This window comes from Georgenia muralis (genome assembly GCF_003814705.1).
GTDB lineage: Bacteria > Actinomycetota > Actinomycetes > Actinomycetales > Actinomycetaceae > Georgenia > Georgenia muralis.
In genome coordinates, this window is the sequence record NZ_RKRA01000001.1 from 498,393 (window position 1) to 519,205 (window position 20,813).

Consider the following 20,813-nt stretch of genomic DNA (forward strand, 5'->3'; position numbering starts at 1 on the left):
CACTTAACCGGGAACGGTCCACGGCGCCGGTCTGGTCGCGATCAGCCAGGTCCTGCGCCATCAGGACCTGGCCACCACTGCCCTCTACGCCAAAGTCGACCTGGACACGCTGCGCCACGTTGCCCAGCCCTGGCCGGGAGCGGCGCGATGAGTGCCCTGGAGCAGGACCTGGCCGAGTACCTGCGGCTGCGGCGTTCACTGGGCCACGAGCTGGCCGAGGCGGGGTGGCTGCTGCCCAGCTTCGTGGCCTACCTCGACGCCCACGGATCACCGACGGTGACCATCGGCGCGGCACTGGCCTGGATCCACGAGGCCAGCACCGACTCTCAGAGCACCGTTGCGCCACGGCGGATGACGGCCGTCCGCGGCTTCGCCCGCTACCTGGCCGGCATTCACGCCGACACCGAGATTCCGCCGCTCGGGTTGGTGCCGTATCGGCAGCGGTGGCGGCAACCGTTCATCTACTCGGCGGCCGACATCGATGCGGTGATGGTCCGGGCCCGATCCTCGATCGCCTCGCCGCTACGGGCCGCGACCTACGACACCCTCATCGGGCTGCTCGTAGCAAGTGGCCTGCGGATAGGCGAGGCGATCAAGCTCGACCGCAGTGATGTCGACTGGACTCACGGCGTGTTGTTGATCCGCGAGTCCAAGTTCGGCAAGACCCGCCTCGTTCCCCTGCACGAGACCAGCATGCGGTCCCTGGCCGAGTACGCCGCGTTGCGTGACGACGTCCAACCCCGCCCGGAGGACGGCAGCTTCTTCGTGTCTCTGACTCGTCACCGGCTGTGCTACGCCGTCGTGTCGCAGACCTTCCGGCAGTTGGTCGACACCGCCGGCGTCGGAGCCGCCGCCCCCGCCGCACCGAGGCTTCACGACCTGCGCCACACCTTCGCGGTCCGCACCCTGCTCGGCTGGTACCAAGCTGGTGAGGACGTGCAGGCGAAGATTCCCTCGCTGTCGACCTACCTCGGGCATCGCGAGCCGTCCTCCACCTACTGGTATCTCTCCGCCGCGCCCGAACTGCTCGCCCTGGCCGCCGGTCGTCAGCACACCGCCTGGTCGGCGGCTCGACCAGGAGCCCAGCCATGACCCTGATCGCGCCAACCCTGCAGGCGTTCTTCTCCGACCGCCTCACCCAGCAGCGACAGGCCAGCCCCCGCACCATCGCGGCGTACCGAGACACCCTGCGGCTGCTGCTCGGATTCGTACACACCAAGACCGGCAAGATGCCCGCCCAGCTCGACTGGGACGACCTGGACGCCGCGACGATCTCCGCGTTCCTCAATCACCTGGAAAACGAGCGTCGCAACAGCATCCGCACCCGCAACGTCCGGCTGACCGCGATCCGGTCACTGTTCTCCTACGCCGCCCTGCGCCACCCCGAGCACGCTCTCCTCATCCAGCGCGTCCTGGCCATCCCACCGAAACGGTTCGACAAACGGGTCATCACCTTCCTGACCCCGCTCGAGGTCGACGCCCTCGTCGCAGCCCCGGACCAGTCCCGGTGGGAAGGACGACGAGACCGGGCCCTGCTGATGCTGGCCGTCCAGACTGGCCTTCGGGTATCCGAGCTCACCGGGTTGAACTGCCGCGACGTCACCCTCGGCACCGGCGCGAACATCCGCTGCGAAGGCAAAGGCCGCAAGCAACGCGCAGTCCCGCTCACCGCCCCAGTCACGGCACTGCTTCGAGCCTGGATGGCCGAGCGAGCCGGACTTCCCCACGACCCACTATTCCCTACCCGCACCGGGCGGCGCCTCAGCCGCGACGCCGTCGCGCTTCGGGTCAGCACCCACGCCGCCACCGCAGCCCGGGACTGCCCCACGCTGCTGGGCAAGCGAGTCCACCCCCACGTCCTCCGCCACAGCTGCGCGATGTCGCTCCTACAAGCCGGCGTCGACACCTCGGTGATCGCTCTCTGGCTCGGCCACGCCGGCGTCCGCTCTACTGACGCCTACATCCACGCCGACATCACGATCAAGGAGAAAGCACTCGCCCTCACCACACCCGCCTCCGCGAAGCCAGGACGCTACCGCCCCACAGACAAGGTCCTCGCCTTCCTCGAGAGCCTGTAACTATGCCGAGGCGGCCAGCGTCGGCAGGCGCGCGAACCCCGCGCGACCTCACCGCCGCCCGCACCGAACGATCAGGGCCCTCGACATAATCGCCGTATCGGCATAGGTCGACTTATGCCGATGTCCGCATAGGTTGACGAGGTCGGCTACCTACCCTTCGAGCAAGACGCCGCGAACCTGTTCTTCCAGCTCGTCTCCAGCCGCTACGAGCACGCCTCGCTGATCCTGACATCGAACCTGCCCTTCAGCGGCTGGGGCGGTGTCTTCGGCGACCAAGCCGTCGCCGCCGCGATGATCGACCGCGTCGTACACCACGCCGACGTCCTGACCCTCAAGGGCGCCAGCTACCGACTACGCAACCGCGGCATCGACACCCTGCCCAGCATCAGAACCCAAGACACGGCAAACTAACCAGCACGAACCGGTGGCCTCGATTTCGACCGTCGGATCGGCCTCACATTCGAGCGTTGCCGACAGGAGGTCCGCAAGCGCTTCGCCACGTAGCTCCGGCCCGATCGCATGGCATGGCTGGGTGTACGGATCTGCCGCCGTCCGAGCGCGTCGCACCACGCGCACCGCCCCTCTCGCTTCGCCCCCGTGGGACGATGTGCAACATGCTGAACCGCTTCGCGCTGGTCCCGGGGAGCGCACTCAACGGCGCGGCGTACTACTGGGAGCCGTCAGTCGACGGACACCTGCTTCGTTCCCTCTTGAAGCTTACGGTCGACGAGGCATCCCTCGACACAGCAGGGCTCGGACCAGTCGGCGAGAACGTTTCTGTCCTCGTTCACAGTTGGCCTGTCGGCATGACGCCCGATGCGCTCGTACTCCTGGGCGATCGCCCGTCTGAGTTGCCTGACGGACGTGCCGCCATTTATGTGTGCGCCCAGTGCGGTGATATTGGATGCGGCGCCATTTCGGCGGTGATCGAGCGGACCGCCACGACGGTTGTGTGGCGAGACTTCCGATGGGACGACGGCCTCCAGTACGAGGAACACGACAACACCGCCATCACCGGCGGGCCCTTCGTGTTCGATCCCGAGGAGTACGACGCTGAACTGCGTCGATTCATCGAAACCTTTACATCCGTGCGCAATTCTTTGCCTTTCGGAGTCATCACCCGAACGGCGGATACCCCAAGCCACCGCCGGACTCGTCGGTGGCCGTGGTCTAGCCAATAGAGGCGTAGTGCTCCACTGCTATACGGCGAGCACGTCCCGACATGCCGCCGTCCGCGCGGTCGTGCCGATCGGCGCGGCTTAGGGACGCGCCGGCGAACCGGCGCGTCCCCCGGACTCGGCCCGGCTCGAACGGACTGCCACCCTCTCCGTGCTGCTGGGTCCGGTCATCCGGAGCCATCGGACCTTGGGCGAGGACGAGGGAGAGGGTATGGGGGATCGTCCACCCATGCCGCGTATGGTGCGCGCCTATCCCGCGGAGAGGTCCTAATCCGAGATGGAGGCGGCGCGCCGGCAAGGCAGAGCGGGCTTACCAATCGTGGGTCTTCTTGCTGGTAACGTGCCATGCGCCGGGGTGGTCAGAAAAGCACGGATGGATGGACCTGACTGCACGACCTGACAATCGAAGGTAGAGCAGGGCTCGTCGCGCGAGCCAGCGGTTTGCGTAAGGGACCTTGGTGCACATGGCGCCTCCAACGAAGATGACCGGTTGGAGTGGCGCCTCGCTCATCGACGAACGACACAACGGCGGTGTGCTTCATGCACCCGGCTCACCCGCATTCTAAGGTCCACAGAGCCGGAGGGACGGGGCAAGGCTAGCAGCGAGCGGCGCGGCTCCGCAGCCCGCCGCGGTCGTGCCGATTAGCTGCCGCAGATAGCGGCGCTGCGGCATCCGCATCTGCCGCTGCCAGTACGGCATGGCGTGCCCCTTCACGCCGCTGGGACTGCATCGCCCGAGTTCGCTAGGGCCCAAGCACAGTCTTCGAGTCGTCGCTCCCCGACGATTGTCAGGTAGCCGCAGTACGGTCCTGCACATGTGGATCCGACAAGTCGAGGTGCCCGACGAGCTCGTCGGGGCCGCCCGCGACGGACGACTGGTGATCTTCGTAGGCGCCGGCGCATCCCGCGACGCGCCCTCCTCCCTGCCCGACTTCAAGCAGCTGGTCACCGACATCGGCACACAGGTGAGCTCGGTTCCAACCGAGCTGCAGCTGAAACGGCCGGACGTGTTCCTTGGCGACCTCGCCGACATGGGGGTCAACGTCCACGCGCTCGTCGCCAAGGCCATCGACCCACCGGGAAGCGCGCCCAACCGACTTCACCACGCCATCATGTCGCTGGCCGCCGTCCACCCGCCGCTGCGCGTCGTGACCACCAACTATGACCAGCATCTCGAGATCGCCGGCAGAATCGACCACTCGGACGTGGAGGTTTTCCGTGCCCCTGCCCTGCCGATAGGAGATGACTTCACCGGCGTCATCCACCTGCACGGCTCACTTGGACAGCATCCTCGTCACCTGGTGGTCACCGACGCTGACTTCGGCCACGCCTACCTACGCGAGGCGTGGGCCGCACGCTTCCTGGAGCGCATGTTTTCCGTTTACACCGTCCTGTTCATCGGTTACAGCCACGGTGACGTCGTTATGCAGTACCTGGCCCGCTCTCTTGGACGAGAAGGACGCCGCTACGTTCTGACCGACGACGCTGGCAGCGGCGCCTGGGCCCGGCTGGGACTCACGGCGATTAGTTACCCCGTGGTCGAGAAGTCACACGTCGCACTCGCCGACGCCCTCGAGCGTTGGGCAGAACTCACAGCCTGGGGCCGACTCGATCACCGTCGTCGCATTGCCGCACTGGTCGAGCAGGAGCCACCCAGCATTCCCGAGGAGATCTCTTACCTCGAACGAGCCCTCGCCCACCCAGACCACGTACGCTTCTTCACTGAAAGCGCCACGACCGCCGCCTGGCTCCAGTGGGCGGCAACCCGTCCCGAGTTCACCCTGCTCTTCACCCCACCCCCGACCGGTGACTCCGTCGCTGAGGCCCTGTCCCGGACCCTGACCCGGTGGTTCATCGACAACTTCGCGTGCGTCGCAGAGCACTCGCCGGCCGCCCTGCGACTGGTGCGCGACCGTCCATGGACGGTCCAGACCTGGGAAGCGCTGGTGCACCGGCTCTTCGCCCAGAAGGAACCGATCGAGGACTGGCAAGTGCCCTGGCTTGTCATTGCTCTCCACCGTGCACCTGAAGGTCGACACCACCTCCTCGACATGATGCTGGCCGAGGACAGATGGCGGGCGCGCCCAGCCCTAGCGTTCACGCTGCTGGCACACCGCACCAACCCGATCCCCCGAGCCGGTCTCGACCTCGACTCGACCGACGGCGCCCCTCGGTTTGAGGTCACCCTCACGGGTGAGGAGTACTGGCTCACCGAGGCATGGAAGAACGTGTTCACCCCGATGCTGACCGACCACGCATCGGACCTGCTTGACCTCGGGGTTCGCCAGATCCGAGCGACGTACCGGCTCGCGAATCTTCTGCAGCCGGGATTTGATCCCATCGGGTTCGGACGCTCCGCCATCGAACCGCACCCTCAAGACGAGTTCCGCGACCCACACGACATGCTGATCGACGCGGTCCGCGACAGCCTCGAGCACCTCTTGCACGCCGAGCCTCAGCACGCCGCCCGGCAGATCGACCTCCTCACGTCCGGCCCTGAGGCGGTGCTCCGACGACTTGCTGTGCACGGCTGGCGACTTCGGACCGACGCCACGGCCGACGCCAAGGTCAGATGGGTACTCGACCAAGACTTGGTGTACGACCTCGACCTCCAGCACGAGGTGTACCTGCTGCTCCAGGACGCCCTGCCATCCACCGAGCCAGGCACCCGCGAACAGTTGCTCACAACCGCCGACCTAGGGCCCTCACCCGAGGCGGGGGCCACCGACTCCCCGTACCGCCGCTACAACCTTCTTGCCTGGTTGCACCAGACCTTGCCGACCGACCCACGCATCACCGCGGCGTTCAATGCCGTCCAGAGGGCCCATTCCGACTACCAAACCCGCGAGCACCCCGACCTCAACATGTATATGACTTCCGGGTTCGTCGAAGACGCCGAACCGTTCTCCCCCGACGAACTCCATAGCTCCATCACGGACGACCCCGCCGCCGCCCTGGCACGACTCCGCGAGTTCGCCACGGCCGACGAGTTACGACTGACCGGCCCCACGTGGACCGGCGCCCTCGCGGCAATGCGAGGTTGTGTGGCGCGACACCCGCTTGACGGTATCCGCGTCGCCGGGCACCTCCTAATCGATGATGACGAGCTCCGTGGCGCCCTGATCCGTGGCTGGAGCGCCGCACAGCTCGCGGACGCCGACCAAGGCCTACCCGACCAGGTGATCTCTCTTATCGGCACGTGGGACCTCGGATCGATCAGAAGCCAAGCGGCAACCCTCCTGGCCAACGGTGGCCAGGCCGACCACCCGACCCGATGGCACGACCTCGCAAGCGCCCGCGACCTTGCTCGTAGGCTGTGGCCCCAAGACGAGGTGACCGGGAACGTGGTTAGCGACAGCGACACGTACCTCGAGGCCATCAATCATCCAGCGGGCGACCTCGCCCAGTTCTGGACCAAAGTTACGGCCGCGGAGTGGAGCCGCCAAGGTGACAGGTGGGCCGGCTTGATGCCCCTCATCGAGACCGAACTCGACCGCATGATCGACCAGCCCGGACGCAATGGCCTCCTGGCACGCTGCGTCCTTATCGCCAGTCTCCGCTTCTACCACGGCGCAGCCCCCGAATGGGCGCGCGCCCGACTCCTCCCGCTCCTGTCGTGGGCCTCTGACGACAAGAAGCAAGTCGCGGCCATGTGGCGAACGTTCCTGATGCACGGTCAGTACGACGACTCCCTCTTGCGCGCTGGCCTCCTCGACTCCTTCCTCACCACCCTCGAGCACGAATCGGATGTCAACGACGAGCGCGCCATGGAGATTCTGGGACGGCAGATGGCCGCTATCGCTGTACGGTCCGACGATCCGCCCACCCCATGGTTACCCCAGCTGACCACCAAGGCGTCGCGAATGGTTCGGCTCGCCTGGACGCGGTCCGTGGGGCGCCAATTGCGGGGCATCGAGGCCAGCGAGGCCCATGCCCAGTGGGAGCGGTGGATCGAGCGCTACTGGCGCGGCCGCGTCGAATCCATCCCGCGACCCTTCACCCACGACGAAGCCTCGGCCATCGCAGGGTGGGTCCTCGGTTTGCCCTCGGTACGCGCCGAAACCATCGGCTTGGTCGAGCAGGCGCCAGCCGGTCTTGAACGCGACGACCGCATTCTTGGCGCACTGACACATTTGGACCTCCGTCCAGACGCGTCGCTGTGGGCTCGGTACCTGGCCCATCTGCTTCAAGGGACGCCAGCTGACGAACCGTGGATGATCTGCCACCATCTGGCCGACATAGTTCCCGCCTTGCACGACGGTGGCTCTAGAGAGGTGGTCTCGCCCGTGATCGAACAGGCATTGCGCCTCGGCTGCTCGGCCGCCCCCGACTGGTAGCAGACTGCAATGTCCGGGGACCTCCGCATTGGTGCGGATGCCATGCGCTGCTGACAAACGCGGACCGTCCGCTCATTGCCGCGCGGATCGTGCGCGCGGCGCGGCCGTCGGCGCGCCGGCTCCCGGTCCTGCCGGGTTGGGAACGATGGCGACGGCCCCCGCGTACGGAACGCGCCTGCACGAGTCTTAGAGGAAGCACTTCCGGAGATCAATCCTCAGATCGAGCGTCCATAACGCGCGACGACGCCACATGTGAGGGCGCGCTATCCCCGGACGATCAATCCAGCCTCACGGAAGTATCGGTCGAAATCATCGTTGCTGCCGGAGTCGATGAGACGCGCGAGACTCGTTTGCCATTGCGTGGCGCTGTACTCCCACATCGGCGCGACGTTCTGCCGGTCGGCTCGCCAGTCCTCGGCGTTCACCATCGTGCGTGTGCCAAGCGGTAGCCACGCGCGGAAGCCGTCGACGCCAACCACACGTTCGCGGTCGACCAGAGCACCTCGCCAGAAAATGTCAACAAGGACGATACCGATACTCATGTCGGGGAAGGTAGCCGAGTCCCAGATGTCCTCGAGTTGCTTTACCCGGCCCGTGTGACTGCGATCGTCCATTCCCCACTGAATGGTGAGGTCCACGTCAGGCGTGTAAACGAGCAGATCGGAGTGCTGACGAAAGGTGTCTTCATCGATGTCGGGAGCGTCTGTGAAGTACGGGCCAGCACCGAGACTGTGCCACACATCGGGCTGCGTCTGGCGATCGTCAGAATCAATGATGAAGCGGCGAATCTCGTTGAGGGTCGTCATCGGCGGCACCAACCTTCCATCCATCCACCAGCGAGAGACTGCGACACTAGCGGGCGGTGGTATCTCAGGTCGAGAACTAACCTTCTACCCACTGATGGCGTTTCCCTCGTTGGGTGCCCACGCATCTGACTGCGCGTGAACACGCGGAGACACGCGCACACGCTCATGTCCCGCCCGGGCGCTCCGCCACGTCCGCTCATGGCTTCCCTCTGTGTCAAGACACGGCGGGGAGGGCGGTCGTAGGCTCGGTTGTGACGGGTCCGGGACGTGACTGATCCGAAGTGCCGGTGTGGGGATGTGAGCCGGCCGCGCTGGATTGAAGTGACGTTCCCCGGTGTCCTCCCGGGCCCGCCCTCAACGCCGCGAGGTCGTCCAGCATCGTCCGGTACACGATGTCGGACAAGCGTCGTTTCAGGCAGCGCATCGCCTCCGTCGACGTCTTCCCGTCGGCCTTCTTGCGGTCGTAGTAGTCCCGACCGATGCCGGGATTGCGCAGCTGGACGGTGGCCATGATGTGCAGGACCCGGTTGATCTGACGGTTCCCGCCGCGAGAGAGCCGGTGACGCACGTGGTCGCCGGAGGACGCGTCGATCGGCGCGGTCCCGGTCCAGGACGCGAAATGGGCCCGGTCGGGGAACCGGGTGATGTGCCCGACCTCGACCAGCATCCGCGCCGCACCAGAGGGGCCGATGCCGGTCAGGTCCAGCAGGCTGGTGCCGGTGGCCCGCGCGAGCTCGATGAGCACCTTGTCCGCGGCCTTCTTGCGCCGGTTGATCCGCTCAGGTCGGCGACGAGCTCGGCGGCGACCCGCCGGCGGACCTTCCCCGCGGCGTCACGCGGACGCACCTTGGCGAGGATCACCTTGGCCTGGGCCGCGGACAGGAACCGCTTCGCACCGCCCGGGAGGAGTTCGAGGAGCAGGTGGTGCAGCCGGGCGACCATGCGGGTGTGCTCCTCACCGAGGGAGCGGCGCCGGTCGACCAAGGTCCGCAGCACCGCGAGCTGCTCGTCGCCGACCACCGGGCGCAGGCCGGCCATCCGGGTGCCGACCAGCGCAACGGAATGGGCGTCGGTGGCGTCGGTCTTGCGGCCCTGCCCGGTCGCGAACACCCGCGCCCGCGCCGACAACTTCGGTGGGACGTCGAGACCTCTTGACCGTCGGCCAGCAGCCGCAGAGCGACGTGGCGGCCAATGCCGTTGCACCCCTCGATCGCCCAGACGTGGTGCGGCCACTGCGACACGTACTCCAGCAGCGCCTGGTACCCGGCGGTGTCGGTGGCGAACCGGCCCCCGCCCAGCACGGCTTCGTCCCCGGCCATCACCTCGATCGTCACCGACCTCTTATGCGGGTCCATCCCGATGACCACGCGCTCTGACCGCACCACCATGACCGTCCTCCGCTGCTCAAACCGATGTGGGTGTGTCGAGCGAGGAAGGGCACCGCTACTTCGAGCCGAGCAAACCCCTCTTGAGCCTCTCCCTGCCCTGGCGGCACCCGGGCAGCGCAGGCCATGTGAGAACCACACGACGAATCGTGGGCAGCCGCCGTGAGAGCGTCAGCCCGGGGGCCTGGACCGAGCCTCGCCAGGCACCAGTCCTAGGTCAATGGAACAAGTAGCCGCCGATCGAAAGTCCTAACGACTCCCCGTCCAAGCTCTCGCGGAATCTGCCATGCGTTGCCGAGCGTCCCGAAGTCGGTCTCTCGGCTCGCCGACGTGAGTGAGGTTCAGTGGAGGTCGGAGTCGCGAGATGACCCCACGTTCAATCTCACGTAGGTGCGCGCCCTCGGACTTGCTCCAGGTGGCCAAAGAGAGTTGCTGCGCCATCCAACTGCTCAGCCGATCCTCGCTCGGACCATCCAGGCCGAAGTGGGAGCTACCATCGGGCTTGGTGATGTTGCGCGGGATCGCCACAAGGGCGAGCTCGTCAACAAGCAGAGCAGCGAGACTACGTCTGACCGTAGATGAGCCGGTCCTCCCAGCGGCAAAGTGAGTGCTCACGTCGCGACCTATCAGACTGCTTTCTGCCTTGCCGACATAGAGAGGCTGCTCGGCGAAGGCGCGACTTACCCCAAGTTGGTCCCACGCCTCGTCATCGCCGTAAAACGCATAGATGCCAGGCGCCGCCGGCACGAGTCGGACCGCGTCCGCATATCGGTGCCGAGTGCCAGCTAACGCCCGGAGCACTGCGAACAGTTCGTCGTCATGCGTCATGCTCTCAGTCTTACCCCGCGGGCACCTCCAAGAGCGGGATCCCCTCCGCCCCCCCCCGGCAGGCCCGCACCACCTGAACGCGACGAGCATCCGGACTTGCCGCGACTGGTGCGTGTTCGCACCTGTGGGACGTCTTCCGCTGCGCATGGCATCGACGCGACTCAGCGGCTGCGGCCGCGGTCAGCACGTCGAAGGGATGCGTCACGCGGCCCGCCAGCGTCCGCTCCCAGACGTACCAGCCGAAGGCGCCGGCTCCACAAATCTTGCCTCCAGAGCTCCCCCCTCGAGCCACAAGGCGAATACTCTTGCGGACTGTGTGCGGACTGGGAGCATCCAGCAGCGCTCTGACCTGCGCAAATGCTCCGATTCACACGTTGAAGCGGAAATCCACCACGTCGCCGTCGGTCATGACGTAGTCCTTGCCCTCGATGCGCACGCGCCCGTGCGCCTTCGCCTCGGCCATCGACCGGTACTTGACCAGGTCGTCGTAGGAGACGATCTCGGCCTTGATGAAGCCGCGCTCGAAGTCGGTGTGGATGACCCCAGCGGCCTGCGGTGCGGTCCAGCCCTTGTGGATGGTCCACGCGCGGGACTCCTTGGGGCCTGCCGTGAGGTACGTCTGTAGCCCGAGGGTGTGGAAGCCGACGCGCGCGAGCTGGTCCAGCCCCGGCTCGCTCTGACCGGTCTCGGCGAGCATCTCGGCAGCCTCGTCCGGCTCGAGCTCGACGAGCTCGGACTCGAACTTGGCGTCGAGGAAGATCGCGTCGGCCGGCGCCACGAGCTCGCGCAGCTCGGCCTGCATGGCCTCGTCGGCCAGGCCGGCGTCGTCGGTGTTGAAGACGTAGATGAACGGCTTGGACGTCATGAGCTGGAACGTCGCAAGGATCTCCGGGTCCAGCCCCGCCGCGCCGGCCCCCGCGGACAGCAGCGTGCCCTGCTCCAGCAGCGCCACGGCCCCCTTGGCCGTCTCGAGGACCTGGGCGTCGGTCTTCTTTCCCCGAACCTCCTTCTCGAGCCGGGGAATCGCCTTCTCCAGCGTCTGCATGTCCGCGAGGATCAGCTCGGTGGAGATGGTCTCGATGTCGTCCTTGGGGTCGACCCGGCCCTCGACGTGGACGACGTCGGAGTCCTGGAACGCCCTAGTGACCTGGCAGATCGCGTCGGCCTCGCGAATGTTGGCGAGGAACTGGTTGCCCAGCCCCTCCCCCTCGGACGCACCCTTGACGATGCCGGCGATGTCGACGAACGAGACCGTGGCGGGCACCGTCCGCTCGGACTTGAAGATCTCGGCGAGCTCGTCCAGTCGCGGGTCCGGCAGCGGGACCACGCCGACGTTCGGCTCGATCGTCGCGAACGGGTAGTTGGCCGCGAGCACGGTCGCCCGGGTCAGGGCGTTGAACAGGGTCGACTTGCCGACGTTGGGCAGGCCGGCGATTCCGATGGTGAGTGCCACGTGGGCCGAGTCTACGTTGCGCGCCGACGGCGTCGTGCCCCGCTGCCGCCCCGTCCAACCCGGGCGCCACACCATCTCGTTGTCGGCGATGTCGGGGGTGTGAGTCGTGGCCGTGTCGTTGAGGGTGTTTGTGCTGGTGGCTCCATATGCTGATTGTGGGTCACATAATCAGCATCAGGGGGTAGTGATGGGCAAGGACTACTCGAGGAAGAGCGAGCGGGAGCTCGCCGAGCTGCGCTCGTTGGTTCTGGACCGGATCGCCGCGGTGCCGGCGTTCCGGCGCGGGTCGTTGCAGGTCGGTTACCGCAGGTGCGGGCGGGCGACGTGCCGGTGCGCCCGCCCGGGCGAGCAGGGCCACGGGCCGCGCGGGTTGTGGACCCGTACGGTCAAGGGCGAGGGTTCGCGCGGGCAGTACGTCCCGGTCGACCAGATCGACCAGGTCCGCGCCGAGCTGGACCACTACGCCGAGTTCGCGGCGCTGGTGGAGGACTACGTGGAGATCAACGAGGCGTTGTGCCGGGCCCGGGTCGGGCCCCCGGGGCCTCGCTCGCGCCGCGTCGCCCCTTCCGGGACGGACGGGAAAAAAGGGGGCTCTGCGACCCCGAAGAGCTGAGCGTCCTGGCCGAGCGGGTCGGCGAGCTCGCCGCGGCCGAGGCCCGCCGGCTGGTCCATGGCGCGGCCGGCCTGCTGCACGGCGGGGAGCAGGGCGTGCTGGAGGCGATCGAGCGCGCCGCCCAGCAGGCCGGGGCACGGATCGGGCTGGCCGCGCTCGCCGGGGTCATCGACTGGGCCGGCCAGGACACCCCGACCCAGGCGCCGTGCCCGGGCCAGGGGCACGGCGCGCGGTTGGTCACCCGCGGCGCGCCCGGACGGTCCGGACCCTGCTCGGCGCCCTGCAGCTCAGCCGTGGCTACTACCACTGCGCCACCTGCCGGGAGGGGTTCGCCCCCCTGGACCTCGTCCTGGACGTGGCCGGCACGAGCCTGTCACCGGGCCTGTCCCGGGCTTGCGCGCTGGCCGGGGCCGAGATGCCGTACGAGAAGTCCAGACAGTTCATCGCCACCGTGACGGGGCCTGGACCTGGCCTCGACCTCGACCCTGGCCCGGACCACCCGGGCCCAGGGACGACGGGCCCGGGTCCTGATCGGCGCCGAGCACACCACCGCGGCCAGAGCCACCGCCACGCCCGCGCCCGCACCGGGTGAGGGCCCGGACGTGTGCTACATCGTGCTGGACGGCACCGGCGCCCCCATGCTGCCCAGCGAGACCACCGGCCGGCCCGGCAAGGATGGCGGCAGAGCCGGGACGCGGGAGGTCAAGATCGGCTGCTTCTTCACCCAGTCCGGCCGCGACCCGGCCACCGGCGAGCCCGTGCAGGACCCCGACTCCGCGACCTACATCTCCACCTTCGAACCCGCCGCCACCTTCGCCACCCACGCCAAGGCCGAGTACCACCGTGGACCGTTCCCGGTTAAGTGGACAGTGGGGTCCGTAACGCGAGTTCCCTGAACGAAGGGAGTCGACCGTGGGATCAACCCGTCGCAGCTTTACCCCGGAGTACAAGGCCAACGCTGTTAGTTTGGTCCTGAATGATGGCCGAGCGATCGCCGAGGTGGCGCGGAGCATCGGCGTCCATGAGATGACATTGGGGAAATGGGTGAAGAAGGCCCGGGACGAGGGGAAAGAGCCCGAGCGTCCGTTGAACGAGGACGAGCGGGCCGAGCTCGAGCGCCTGCGCGAGGAGAACAAGCGGCTGCGCATGGAGGCGGAGTTCGCAAAAAAAGTGGCGACCTGGTTCGCGAAAGACCAGCGGTGAAGTTTGCTGCGATCGCGGACTGGGCTGACTCGAATGCGTTCCCGGTGTCGTTCATGTGCGACCAGCTCGGGGTGTCGACCTCGGGGTACTACAAGTGGCGCGGCAAGGCCCCCTCAGCCCGTGAGGTCGCCGACGCCGAGCTGATCGAGTTGATCAAGCACCACTACGACCACCTCAACGGCCGGCCGGGGGTGCGGCGCCTGCGCGCCCACCTGGCGGCCGCCGGCCACAAGGTCTCCCACAAGCGGGTCTGGCGGCTGATGCGCGCCGCGGGCCTGAAGGGCCGCCATCCCAAGGCCTGGAAGCGCACCACGGTGCCCGGCGAGAACCCCGTGGGCGCCCCGGACCTGATCGGCCGGGATTTCACCGCCGCCGAGCCGAACACCCGCTGGTGCGGGGACATCACCTACGTGCGCACCTGGGACGGGTGGGCCTACCTGGCCACCGTCATCGACTTGCACTCGCGCATGGTCATCGGCTGGGCCCTCGCGGACCACATGCGCACCGAGCTGGTCACCGATGCCCTGGAGATGGCCATCGCTCACCGCCGCCCACCCAAGGGGGTGATCTTTCACAGCGACCGCGGCACGCAATACACGTCCAAGGATTTCGACAAATTCTGCCGGCGTCACCATGTCCGCCGCTCGCTGGGCCGGACCGGTATCTGCTATGACAATGCCGTCGCGGAATCATTCTTCGCGACCTACAAGAAGGAACTTATCCACACCCGCCCCTGGCCGGCCATCACTGACCTGAAGAAGGCCACGTTCACCTGGATCGAGGAGTACTACAACCGCGCCCGACGCCACTCCACCCTCGGGTATTTGACACCAGCAGAGTATGAACTAGGATTACGACACATCAACGAACTCGCGGCGTAATTCCCCGAGTCCACTTTTTCGGGAACACTCCACCGGCGCGGCTTCGACCACATCCGCCAACCCATCGTCCTGGGCGACGGCGCCAAATGGATCTGGAACATCGCCGATACCCACTTCACCCACGCGACCCAGATCGTGGACTACTTCCACGCCCGCGAGCACCTCGCCGACCTGACCAAGCTCCTCACCCTCGTCCTGGACGACCCCGGCGCGTTCGAGGCCGACCTCGTCGACCAGCTCGACCTGGGCCACACCGCCGCGATCGCCGCCGCCGTCGACCGCCTCGACCTATCCGACCACGCCCCCGACCTGGCCCGCCCCGCCGCCACCGAGGTCGCCTACTTCACCACCAATCACCACCGCATGCAGTACGCCGATTTCCGCGCCAACGGCTACTACATCGGCTCCGGACCCGTCGAGGCCGCCTGCAACACCATCGTCAAACAACGCGCAAAACGAGCCGGCATGCACTGGACCATCCACGGCCTCGACCCCGTCCTCGCCCTCCGCACCCTCCACCAATCCAGACGCGACGACCTCCTCTGGCCCACGACCACGAGCCCGACACCACAAACCTGACGCACACCCGATGTCGGTGGGGGCTGGGAGGGTGGCATGCATGGAGACGACGACGTGGATCGTGGCGCTGGTCGCCCTCGCGGCCGGCCTGGTGGCGGGCTTCGCCGTGGCAGCGGTCCGGGCGGCCGCCCGGGTGGGCGAGGCACGCGAGGAGCGCGCCGGTGAGCTGGCCGACCTGCGTGTGGAGGCAGCGACCGCGCGGGCCCGGGCGGACCGGCTCGCCGAGGAGGTCGAGGGGCTGCAGGAACGGGCCCGCCAGGACCAGGACGTCCTGCGCGCGCTGGCGCCGGTCCAGTCGGCGCTGCACCAGGTCGGGGAGCACGTGGCGCTGCTCGAACGTGAGCGCACCGAGCAGTTCACCGTGCTCACCGAGCAGCTCCACCACGCGCGCCGGGCCGACGCCGAGCTCCAGCGCACGACGGCGCAGCTGGAGTCGGCGCTGCGGTCGACATCGGCACGAGGACAGTGGGGTGAGGTCGAGCTCCGCCGGGTGCTGGAGGCCTCAGGGATGATGCGCCACGTCGACTTCGTGGAGCAGCGGGCTCTCGCGCCGAGCGGGGCGGCCCGCGGGGCCGGGCGGCCCGACGTCGTCGTCCACCTGCCCGGGGAGCGCTACGTGGCGATCGACGCGAAGGTCCCCATGGACGCCTACCTCGAGGCGAGCGCGATCGGACCACGGGCCACGGGCGCCGACGCCGAACGCCGCGAACGCCTCCTCGCCGCGCACGCGAAGGCGCTGCGGGCGCACGTCGAGGCCCTCGCGAAGCGGCGCTACCACGAGCAGCTCCCGGGCTCGCCCGAGCTGGTCGTGCTGTTCGTGCCCTCGGAGGGCCTGCTGGCCGGCGCCCTGGAGGCAGATCCCACGCTGCTCGAGCACGCCCTGCGGCTCGGGGTGGCGCCGTGCTCGCCCTCGTCCCTCCTCGCCCTGCTGCGCACGACGGCGTCGATCTGGTCCGCGGAGCAGGTGGCCGACGAGGCCAAGGAGCTCCTCGAGCTCGGCCGGACCCTCTACGAGCGTCTCGGTGTCGTGGCCGGGCACGTCAGCGCGCTGGGCCGCTCGCTGCGGGCGAGCGTCCAGCACTACAACAAGGTCGTCGCCTCGGTGGAGCAGCGCCTCCTCGTCACGGCCCGCGACTTCGAGTCCCTCGCCGGGGACTCCCTCGCCGTGGCGCCCGTCTCGTCCGACGACGGTCAGGTGCGCGAGTTCACCGCGCCGGAGCTCGTCACGGAGCGCAGCGCCTAGCCCACCCGCCGCCGTGGTGGGGTGCGGCGGGGGCGGAGCTCCGTGCCCGCCCCCGTGCGAGAGCATCGGCGCGGTGGGCTCAGCCCTCCGCGCCGGCCACGGCCCGCTCACGACGCGCGCGGTGAGGACGGTCCGGCTGCTCGCCGGCGCTCTTGAGGTCCGCGCGAAGGTTCTTGGGCAGGGAGAACATGATGTCCTCCGTGGCGGTGCGCACCTCCTCGACCCCGGTGAACCCGAGCTCCTTGAGCCGGTCGACGACCGTGCGCACGAGGATCTCCGGCACGGAGGCCCCCGAGGTCAGCCCGACGGTGGTCGCGCCGGTGAGCCAGGCCGGGTCGATCTCGTCGGCCTTGTCCACCCGGTAGGCGGCGCCGGCGCCGGCCTCGAGCGCGACCTCGACCAGACGCACCGAGTTCGAGGAGTTCGCCGACCCCACGACGATGACGACGTCGGCGTTCGGTGCCAGGCGCTTGACGGCCACCTGCCGGTTCTGGGTGGCGTAGCAGATGTCGTCGCTGGGCGGGTCCTGCAGGTGGGGGAATCTCTCGCGCAGGAGCGCGACCGTCTCCATGGTCTCGTCGACGCTGAGCGTGGTCTGGGAGAGCCAGATGACCTTCTCGGGGTCCCGGACCTGGACCTGGCCCACCTCGTGGGGACCGTTGACGACCTGGATGTGCTCGGGCGCCTCGCCCTGGGTGCCCTCGACCTCCTCGTGCCCGTCGTGGCCGATGAGGAGGATGTCGTAGTCGGACGACGCGAAGCGCACCGCCTCCTTGTGCACCTTCGTCACCAGGGGGCAGGTGGCGTCGATCGTGGCCAGGTGCCGTGCGGCGGCCTGGGCGTGGACGGCCGGGGAGACGCCGTGCGCGGAGAAGACGACGCGGGCACCCTCGGGCACCTCGTCGGTCTCCGCGACGAAGATCGCCCCCCGCTCGGTGAGGGTCTCGACGACGAACTTGTTGTGCACGATCTCCTTGCGCACGTACACCGGCGCACCGTAGAGCTCCAGGGCCTTCTCGACGGCGTCGACCGCCCGGTCCACGCCGGCGCAGTACCCGCGGGGCGCGGCCAGGAGGATCCGCTTGCCCTCCGGCGACGGCTCGGACGACACCGGGGCGGGGAACGCCGAGGCGCCGGCGAGCGAGGAGGTCGCCGGGGCGGGGGTCGTCTGCGCAGAAGTCACCCACCCAGGGTACGTGGGGCCCGCCGGGCGGGGCATCCTGCGCCCGCTCCCGCGGCCGTGACCTGCGTCGCGGACGACCGGGACCGTGCAACGACCGCACCGAGGGCCGCCCCAGGGGTGCACACCGAGGACTGCCCCGTGGGTGCACCATCGAGGGCTGCCGGTAGAGGTGCCGCGGCGGCACCGTGCCCCGTGGGCGCCGGGTGAGAGGGTGGGACCGTGAGCAGCCAGAGCCCGCCCGCCCCACGCCGCCTCGCCGCCCGGGCGCTGGAGACGACCCCGGAGAACCCCTGGCCGGTTCGGCTGCTGTCGTCGAAGATCACCGAGTACGTCTCACGGATGTCCCCGCTGTGGGTCGAGGGGCAGGTCGTCCAGCTCAACCGCCGCCCGGGCGCGTCGCTCGCGTTCATCACGCTTCGCGACCCCGCGGCGGACATGTCGCTGCCCGTCGCGGTGGACGCCCGGGTGGTCGGCGCGCTGCCGGCGCCCCTGGAGGAGGGCTCCCACGTCGTCGTCCACGCCCGGCCGACCTTCTGGCCGAAGCGCGGCACGCTGCAGCTGCAGGCGGACGACATCCGTCCCGTGGGCGTCGGTGAGCTCCTCGCCCGCATCGAGCAGCTCAAGCGCGTCCTGGCGGCCGAGGGCCTCTTCGACGCCGGGCGCAAGCGCCCCCTGCCCTTCCTCCCCGGCCGCGTGGGTCTGGTGTGCGGCCGTGAGTCCAAGGCCGAGCACGACGTGGTCGTCAACGCCCACGCGAGGTGGCCGGCGCTGCGTTTCGAGATCCGGGAGGTCGCCGTCCAGGGCGCCCGTGCCGTGACCGAGGTGTGCGCGGCCCTGGCCGAGCTCGACGCCGACCCAGCAGTGGAGGTCATCGTCCTCGCCCGGGGCGGCGGCTCCGTGGAGGACCTCCTGCCGTTCTCCAACGAGGCGCTGGTCCGGGCGGTCGCCGCGTGCCGCACGCCGGTCGTCTCGGCGATCGGGCACGAGACCGACACGCCTCTCGTGGACCTCGTCGCCGACCACCGTGCCTCGACCCCGACCGACGCGGCCAAACGGATCGTCCCCGACGTCGCCGAGCAGCGACGCGGCGTCCTGCAGTCGCGTCAGCGCATCCGGGCGGCGGTCGCCGGGCGGGTCGCGGCCGAGCAGCGCGGCCTGGACGCGGTGCGCTCGCGTCCGGTCCTCGCCGAGCCGACGACCCTCGTGACCCGCCGCGCCGAGGAGGTCGCTCGCCTCACCGCCGGTGCCCGCCGCGCGTTCACCTGGCGCACCGAGCGGGCCGGCGCCGAGCTCGACGCCCTCCACGGCCGGCTGGTGGCCCTCTCCCCCGCCGCGACGCTCGCCCGGGGGTACGCGGTGCTCCGCACGCCGGAGCGGGTCGTGCGCTCCGCCGACGAGGTGGCGGTCGGGGACCGGCTCGAGGCCCTCCTGGCCGGCGGCCGGCTCGACGTGGACGTCGTCGGCTCCCACCCGGGCGGACCCGCCGGTACGCGGGGCGGCCCGTCCTCGGGGTGACCGCCGGAGGCGAACCAGCGGGTGCACGTCCACGGCCGGGGGGCGACGCTGCGGATGTCCCCGGGCTGCGGCAGACTGTGCCGCGTGAGCCCCAGCGACGACCGTTCCGAGGTGTCCGCACTCAGCTACGAGCAGGCGAAGGAGGAGCTGGTCGAGGTGGTGCGCCGCCTCGAGACCGGCTCGGCCTCCCTCGAGGAGTCCCTCGCCCTGTGGGAGCGCGGGGAGGCCCTCGCCGCGCACTGTCAGGAGTGGCTCGACGGCGCCCGTCGACGCCTGGACTCGGCCCACTCGGCCGTGGCGCCGGAGGAGACGGCCGCCGGCACCGAGACCCCGGCGGACCGTGAGGCCGCCCTGGACGACGCCGCTGCCGGCGTACCCGAGGAGGACGAGCGATGACCACCCCCGCGCCCGACGGTCCCGCCCCGGTCGGCCCCACCCCGCCGCCGGACGGTCCCGTACCCGGCCCGGAGGAGCCCGTGCAGCGCTCCTCCCGCGCTCCCGCCGAGCACGACCCCTTCCGCCCCGCGCACGACCCCGAGCTCGACGCCCGTCCGAAGCCCCCCACGACCGAGGCCTACGGCGCCGATCAGCACGGCCTCCCCGGCGACCACGACGGCGGCGGTGCCCTCGTGATCGGCGAGGCCCTCGTCGACATCGTCGAGCGCCCTGGCGAGGAGCCGGTCGAGCACCCCGGCGGGTCACCCGCCAACGTCGCGGTCGGTCTGGCCCGACTGGGTCGTGACGTCGAGCTGGTCACCTGGTTCGCCGCCGACGACCGAGGCGCGACGCTGCGCGCGCACCTGGAGCTGGAGAACGTCCGGCTCTCCGCCGGATCGAGCCGCGCGGCGCGCACCTCCACGGCCCGGGCCCGGCTCGACGGGTCCGGCTCGGCCAGCTACGAGTTCGACCTCGACTGGTCGCCCGAGGCCCCTGCGGAGCTCGGCCGGCCCGTGCTCGCCCACACCGGCTCCATCGCCGCGGTCCTCGAGCCGGGCGCCCGCACCGTGGCCGCCACGCTCGACGCCCTGCGCGGCACGGCGACGATCTCCTACGACCCCAACGCCCGCCCCGACCTCATGGGCGACGCGGCCACCGCCCGGCAGACGGTCGAGCGCCTCGTCGCCGGGGCCGACGTCGTCAAGGTCTCCGACGAGGACCTTGCCTGGCTCGCCCCGGACGAGGCACCCGAGGACGTCGCCCGCCGTTGGCTGACCACCGGTCCGGCGCTCGTCGTCGTCACCCGCGGCGGGGAGGGCGCCTGGGCCGTGGCCGCCTCGGGCGAGGTCACCGTTCCCGCCGAGCGCGTCGACGTCGTCGACACCGTCGGCGCCGGCGACTCCTACATGGCCGGCATCCTTGACGGGCTGTGGGCGGCTGGCCTGCTCGGTGCGCACCGCCGCGAGGCGCTGCGCGCCATCGACGCGGACACCGTCACCCGGGTGCTGCGCGCGGCGGCGACGATCGCCGCGATCACCGTCTCGCGGGCCGGGGCGAACCCGCCCACCAGGGCGGAGCTCACCGCCCGGTGAGT

General features: G+C 69.4%; 19 protein-coding genes and 1 pseudogene. 14 read left to right on the plus strand and 6 right to left on the minus strand.

Features of this window, described 5'->3' with window-relative positions; translation table 11 throughout:
* Positions 1 to 147 precede the first annotated feature (147 nt).
* The 5 genes and pseudogenes from EDD32_RS02200 (at position 148) to EDD32_RS02220 (ending at position 7,593) form a co-directional block, all read left to right on the plus strand.
* Positions 148 to 1,092, plus strand: coding sequence for a tyrosine-type recombinase/integrase (locus tag EDD32_RS02200; RefSeq protein WP_123914219.1), 945 nt, complete (start codon positions 148 to 150; stop codon positions 1,090 to 1,092).
* On the plus strand, positions 1,089 to 2,078 hold the full coding sequence (locus EDD32_RS02205) for a tyrosine-type recombinase/integrase (protein WP_123914221.1): 990 nt from the start codon (positions 1,089 to 1,091) through the stop codon (positions 2,076 to 2,078). The genes EDD32_RS02200 and EDD32_RS02205 overlap by 4 nt, the downstream gene beginning before the upstream one ends.
* A gap of 132 nt (positions 2,079 to 2,210) precedes the next feature.
* A pseudogene (locus EDD32_RS02210) lies at positions 2,211 to 2,489 on the plus strand (ATP-binding protein); the annotation flags it as partial.
* Between the two features lie 203 nt (positions 2,490 to 2,692).
* The gene (locus tag EDD32_RS02215) at positions 2,693 to 3,259 is read left to right on the plus strand and encodes a hypothetical protein (protein ID WP_123914223.1); all 567 of its coding nucleotides are present in this window, start codon (positions 2,693 to 2,695) and stop codon (positions 3,257 to 3,259) included.
* Between the two features lie 833 nt (positions 3,260 to 4,092).
* A complete protein-coding gene (locus EDD32_RS02220; protein WP_211338701.1) occupies positions 4,093 to 7,593 on the plus strand; it encodes a DUF4020 domain-containing protein in 3,501 nt (1,166 codons plus the stop codon).
* A 263-nt stretch (positions 7,594 to 7,856) separates the two neighbouring features.
* Here EDD32_RS02220 and EDD32_RS02225 read toward each other — a convergent pair whose 3' ends face one another.
* The 5 genes from EDD32_RS02225 to ychF all read right to left on the minus strand — a co-directional run bounded on the left by EDD32_RS02225 (position 7,857) and on the right by ychF (position 12,065).
* Positions 7,857 to 8,399 (minus strand): hypothetical protein, encoded by a 543-nt coding sequence (locus tag EDD32_RS02225; RefSeq protein ID WP_123914227.1) that lies wholly within the window; start codon positions 8,397 to 8,399, stop codon positions 7,857 to 7,859.
* Positions 8,400 to 8,613: 214 nt separating this feature from the next.
* Positions 8,614 to 9,144 (minus strand): IS110 family transposase, encoded by a 531-nt coding sequence (locus EDD32_RS19320; RefSeq protein WP_246005935.1) that lies wholly within the window; start codon positions 9,142 to 9,144, stop codon positions 8,614 to 8,616.
* Positions 9,096 to 9,509 carry an IS110 family transposase gene (locus EDD32_RS19325; RefSeq protein WP_246005936.1) on the minus strand — a complete coding sequence of 138 codons (414 nt, stop codon included), beginning with the start codon at positions 9,507 to 9,509 and terminating at the stop codon, positions 9,096 to 9,098. Before EDD32_RS19325 ends, EDD32_RS19320 begins: the two co-directional genes overlap by 49 nt.
* Before the next feature lie 524 nt (positions 9,510 to 10,033).
* Positions 10,034 to 10,759 (minus strand): GIY-YIG nuclease family protein, encoded by a 726-nt coding sequence (locus tag EDD32_RS19975; protein WP_425459469.1) that lies wholly within the window; start codon positions 10,757 to 10,759, stop codon positions 10,034 to 10,036.
* A gap of 220 nt (positions 10,760 to 10,979) precedes the next feature.
* A complete protein-coding gene (gene ychF, locus EDD32_RS02235) occupies positions 10,980 to 12,065 on the minus strand; it encodes a redox-regulated ATPase YchF (RefSeq protein WP_123914229.1) in 1,086 nt (361 codons plus the stop codon).
* A 187-nt stretch (positions 12,066 to 12,252) separates the two neighbouring features.
* Between ychF and EDD32_RS02240 the strand changes: the two genes are divergently transcribed.
* The 6 genes from EDD32_RS02240 to EDD32_RS02265 all read left to right on the plus strand — a co-directional run bounded on the left by EDD32_RS02240 (position 12,253) and on the right by EDD32_RS02265 (position 16,584).
* Positions 12,253 to 12,678: a DUF6788 family protein gene (locus EDD32_RS02240; RefSeq protein WP_123913933.1), complete on the plus strand. Its 426-nt coding sequence runs from the start codon at positions 12,253 to 12,255 to the stop codon at positions 12,676 to 12,678.
* Positions 12,679 to 13,280: 602 nt separating this feature from the next.
* Entirely contained in the window at positions 13,281 to 13,574 is a 294-nt protein-coding gene (locus EDD32_RS02250) for a hypothetical protein (protein ID WP_123914233.1), read from the plus strand.
* Between the two features lie 16 nt (positions 13,575 to 13,590).
* The gene (locus EDD32_RS19025; protein WP_123914217.1) at positions 13,591 to 13,881 is read left to right on the plus strand and encodes a transposase; all 291 of its coding nucleotides are present in this window, start codon (positions 13,591 to 13,593) and stop codon (positions 13,879 to 13,881) included.
* The gene (locus tag EDD32_RS02255; protein WP_211338698.1) at positions 13,878 to 14,762 is read left to right on the plus strand and encodes an IS3 family transposase; all 885 of its coding nucleotides are present in this window, start codon (positions 13,878 to 13,880) and stop codon (positions 14,760 to 14,762) included. Before EDD32_RS19025 ends, EDD32_RS02255 begins: the two co-directional genes overlap by 4 nt.
* Positions 14,763 to 14,897: 135 nt before the next feature.
* Positions 14,898 to 15,341, plus strand: a complete 444-nt coding sequence (locus EDD32_RS02260) for a hypothetical protein (RefSeq protein WP_123914235.1) — start codon at positions 14,898 to 14,900, stop codon at positions 15,339 to 15,341.
* A 40-nt stretch (positions 15,342 to 15,381) separates the two neighbouring features.
* Positions 15,382 to 16,584 (plus strand): DNA recombination protein RmuC, encoded by a 1,203-nt coding sequence (locus tag EDD32_RS02265; protein WP_123914237.1) that lies wholly within the window; start codon positions 15,382 to 15,384, stop codon positions 16,582 to 16,584.
* A gap of 79 nt (positions 16,585 to 16,663) precedes the next feature.
* Here the strand turns inward: EDD32_RS02265 and EDD32_RS02270 are convergent, their stop codons facing one another.
* Positions 16,664 to 17,695 carry a 4-hydroxy-3-methylbut-2-enyl diphosphate reductase gene (locus tag EDD32_RS02270; RefSeq protein WP_246006233.1) on the minus strand — a complete coding sequence of 344 codons (1,032 nt, stop codon included), beginning with the start codon at positions 17,693 to 17,695 and terminating at the stop codon, positions 16,664 to 16,666.
* A 291-nt stretch (positions 17,696 to 17,986) separates the two neighbouring features.
* On the opposite strand from EDD32_RS02270, the gene xseA reads away from it, so the two are divergent.
* Genes xseA through EDD32_RS02285 form a run of 3 tightly spaced genes read left to right on the plus strand, consistent with a single transcriptional unit; the run spans position 17,987 to position 20,811 of the window.
* On the plus strand, positions 17,987 to 19,282 hold the full coding sequence (xseA, locus tag EDD32_RS02275; protein ID WP_123914241.1) for an exodeoxyribonuclease VII large subunit: 1,296 nt from the start codon (positions 17,987 to 17,989) through the stop codon (positions 19,280 to 19,282).
* A gap of 54 nt (positions 19,283 to 19,336) precedes the next feature.
* Complete coding sequence (locus tag EDD32_RS02280; protein ID WP_123920076.1) at positions 19,337 to 19,678, plus strand: exodeoxyribonuclease VII small subunit; 342 nt, start codon at positions 19,337 to 19,339, stop codon at positions 19,676 to 19,678.
* On the plus strand, positions 19,675 to 20,811 hold the full coding sequence (locus EDD32_RS02285; protein WP_211338702.1) for a carbohydrate kinase family protein: 1,137 nt from the start codon (positions 19,675 to 19,677) through the stop codon (positions 20,809 to 20,811). Before EDD32_RS02280 ends, EDD32_RS02285 begins: the two co-directional genes overlap by 4 nt.
* Positions 20,812 to 20,813: the final 2 nt, after the last annotated feature.

Coding starts and splice junctions, on each gene's coding strand:
- EDD32_RS02265 (WP_123914237.1), top strand. CDS start 15,382: ATGGAGACGACGACGTGGATCGTGGCGCTGGTCGCCCTCGCGGCCGGC.
- EDD32_RS02200 (WP_123914219.1), top strand. CDS start 148: ATGAGTGCCCTGGAGCAGGACCTGGCCGAGTACCTGCGGCTGCGGCGT.
- EDD32_RS02240 (WP_123913933.1), top strand. CDS start 12,253: ATGGGCAAGGACTACTCGAGGAAGAGCGAGCGGGAGCTCGCCGAGCTG.
- EDD32_RS02285 (WP_211338702.1), top strand. CDS start 19,675: ATGACCACCCCCGCGCCCGACGGTCCCGCCCCGGTCGGCCCCACCCCG.
- EDD32_RS02215 (WP_123914223.1), top strand. CDS start 2,693: ATGCTGAACCGCTTCGCGCTGGTCCCGGGGAGCGCACTCAACGGCGCG.
- EDD32_RS02280 (WP_123920076.1), top strand. CDS start 19,337: ATGTCCCCGGGCTGCGGCAGACTGTGCCGCGTGAGCCCCAGCGACGAC.
- EDD32_RS02205 (WP_123914221.1), top strand. CDS start 1,089: ATGACCCTGATCGCGCCAACCCTGCAGGCGTTCTTCTCCGACCGCCTC.
- EDD32_RS02225 (WP_123914227.1), bottom strand. CDS start 8,399: ATGACGACCCTCAACGAGATTCGCCGCTTCATCATTGATTCTGACGAT.
- EDD32_RS19975 (WP_425459469.1), bottom strand. CDS start 10,759: ATGCGCAGCGGAAGACGTCCCACAGGTGCGAACACGCACCAGTCGCGG.